A 2938-nucleotide genomic window follows, 5' to 3' on the forward strand; every position below is an offset into this window, starting at 1 on the left:
CCCGAGTAGCAGCGGGCCCGTGGAATCTGCTGTGAATCTGCCGGGACCACCCGGTAAGCCTGAATACTACCTGGTGACCGATAGCGGACTAGTACCGTGAGGGAAAGGTGAAAAGTACCCCGGGAGGGGAGTGAAATAGTACCTGAAACCGTGCGCTTACAATCCGTCAGAGCAGGTCTTTGGGCTTGTGATGGCGTGCCTTTTGAAGAATGAGCCTGCGAGTCATCGGTGTGTGGCGAGGTTAACCCGTGTGGGGGAGCCGTAGCGAAAGCGAGTCCGAATAGGGCGCCCAGAGTCGCATGTCATGGACCCGAAGCGGAGTGATCTACCCATGGCCAGGGTGAAGCGACGGTAAGACGTCGTGGAGGCCCGAACCCACTTAGGTTGAAAACTGAGGGGATGAGCTGTGGGTAGGGGTGAAAGGCCAATCAAACTCCGTGATAGCTGGTTCTCCCCGAAATGCATTTAGGTGCAGCGTCGCATGTTTCACCGTGGAGGTAGAGCTACTGGATGGCCTAGGGGGCCCACAAGCTTACCGAAGTCAGCCAAACTCCGAATGCCATGGTGTGAGAGTGCGGCAGTGAGACTGCGGGGGATAAGCTTCGTAGTCGAGAGGGAAACAGCCCAGATCGCCGGCTAAGGCCCCTAAGCGTGTACTAAGTGGAAAAGGATGTGGGGTCGCTGAGACAACCAGGAGGTTGGCTTAGAAGCAGCCACCCTTGAAAGAGTGCGTAATAGCTCACTGGTCAAGTGATCCTGCGCCGATAATGTAGCGGGGCTCAAGTACACCGCCGAAGCCGCGGCACTCAGACGTTGACATTCCCTTCGGGGCAGTGGTCTGGGTGGGTAGGGGAGCGTCCTGCAGCCAGGGAAGCGCCGGAGTGATCCAGGTGTGGAGGCTGTGGGAGTGAGAATGCAGGCATGAGTAGCGAAAGACGAGTGAGAAACTCGTCCGCCGGATGACCAAGGGTTCCTGGGCCAGGTTAATCCGCCCAGGGTGAGTCGGGACCTAAGGCGAGGCCGACAGGCGTAGTCGATGGACAACGGGTTGATATTCCCGTACCCGTGTATCCGCGCCCAATGGCGAGCCGGTTTTGCTAATCGTCCTGAACCCAATGGACCACCTTCGGGTGGCCGGAGGGGGATGCACGAGACCCAGACCGTAGTAGTCAAGCGATGGGGTGACGCAGGAAGGTAGCTGGGCCCGGTGGTGGATTACCGGGTGTAAGCCTGTAGGGCGTTGTGTAGGTAAATCCGCACAGCATGTAGCCTGAGAGGTGATGCGTAGCCGTTTGAGGTGAATTCAGTGATCCTATGCTGCCGAGAAAAGCCTCTAGTGAGTTGGTACACGGCCCGTACCCCAAACCGACACAGGTGGTCAGGTAGAGAATACCGAGGCGATCGAGAGAACTGTGGTGAAGGAACTCGGCAAAATGCCTCCGTAACTTCGGGAGAAGGAGGGCCCGGTCTGGTGACGATCTTCGCGGTCTGAGCTGGGTTGGGTCGCAGAGACCAGAGAGAAGCGACTGTTTACTAAAAACACAGGTCCGTGCGAAGTCGTAAGACGAGGTATACGGACTGACGCCTGCCCGGTGCCGGAAGGTTAAGAGGACCGGTTAGCCCGTGAGGGCGAAGCTGAGAATTTAAGCCCCGGTAAACGGCGGTGGTAACTATAACCATCCTAAGGTAGCGAAATTCCTTGTCGGGTAAGTTCCGACCTGCACGAATGGCGTAACGACTTCTCTGCTGTCTCCACCACAGACTCGGCGAAATTGCATTACGAGTAAAGATGCTCGTTACGCGCGGCAGGACGAAAAGACCCCGGGACCTTCACTATAGCTTGGTATTGGTGTTCGGTACGGTTTGTGTAGGATAGGTGGGAGACTGTGAAGCGGGCACGCTAGTGTTTGTGGAGTCGTCGTTGAAATACCACTCTGGTCGTATTGGACTTCTAACCTCGGACCGTGATCCGGTTCAGGGACAGTGCCTGGTGGGTAGTTTAACTGGGGCGGTTGCCTCCTAAAGTGTAACGGAGGCGCCCAAAGGTTCCCTCAGCCTGGTTGGCAATCAGGTGTTGAGTGTAAGTGCACAAGGGAGCTTGACTGTGAGACAGACATGTCGAGCAGGGACGAAAGTCGGGACTAGTGATCCGGCACCGGCGTGTGGAAGCGGTGTCGCTCAACGGATAAAAGGTACCCCGGGGATAACAGGCTGATCTTCCCCAAGAGTCCATATCGACGGGATGGTTTGGCACCTCGATGTCGGCTCGTCGCATCCTGGGGCTGGAGTAGGTCCCAAGGGTTGGGCTGTTCGCCCATTAAAGCGGCACGCGAGCTGGGTTTAGAACGTCGTGAGACAGTTCGGTCTCTATCCGCCGCGCGCGTCAGAAACTTGAGGAAGGCTGTCCCTAGTACGAGAGGACCGGGACGGACGAACCTCTGGTGTGCCAGTTGTTCCGCCAGGGGCATGGCTGGTTGGCCACGTTCGGAAGGGATAACCGCTGAAAGCATCTAAGCGGGAAGCCTGTTCCAAGATGAGGTTTCTCACCCCCTCGAGGGGGTAAGGCCCCCAACAGATCATTGGGTTGATAGGCCGGAACTGGAAGCGCAGTAATGTGTGGAGGTGACCGGTACTAATAGGCCGAGGACTTACCAACGAAGGTGTTACGCGTCCACTGTGCGGTATCTGAAACAACACACGGATCCCGGCGAAGAGCATGCCGGGAACATGTGGTCCCGCTGGGGATCGTGTGGATAGTTTCATAGAGTTACGGCGGTTATAGCGGTGGGGAAACGCCCGGTCCCATTCCGAACCCGGAAGCTAAGCTCACCTGCGCCGATGGTACTGCACTCGACAGGGTGTGGGAGAGTAGGACACCGCCGGACAATATTTCCCGAAAAGGGGGCCCATACCGTGGGTCCCCTTTTCGTCGTTCCGG

At 57.3% G+C, this 2938-nt stretch carries 2 rRNA genes; both read left to right on the forward strand.

The features are described from left to right. Positions 1-2656, forward strand: a 23S ribosomal RNA gene (locus tag QH290_RS04985); the annotation flags it as partial. A gap of 112 nt (positions 2657-2768) precedes the next feature. Next, a 5S ribosomal RNA gene (rrf, locus tag QH290_RS04990) occupies positions 2769-2885 on the forward strand. The last annotated feature ends 53 nt before the right edge of the window (positions 2886-2938 follow it).

Origin of the sequence: Nocardia wallacei, from assembly GCF_029869545.1 — a bacterium.
Taxonomy (GTDB): Bacteria; Actinomycetota; Actinomycetes; order Mycobacteriales; family Mycobacteriaceae; genus Nocardia; species Nocardia wallacei_A.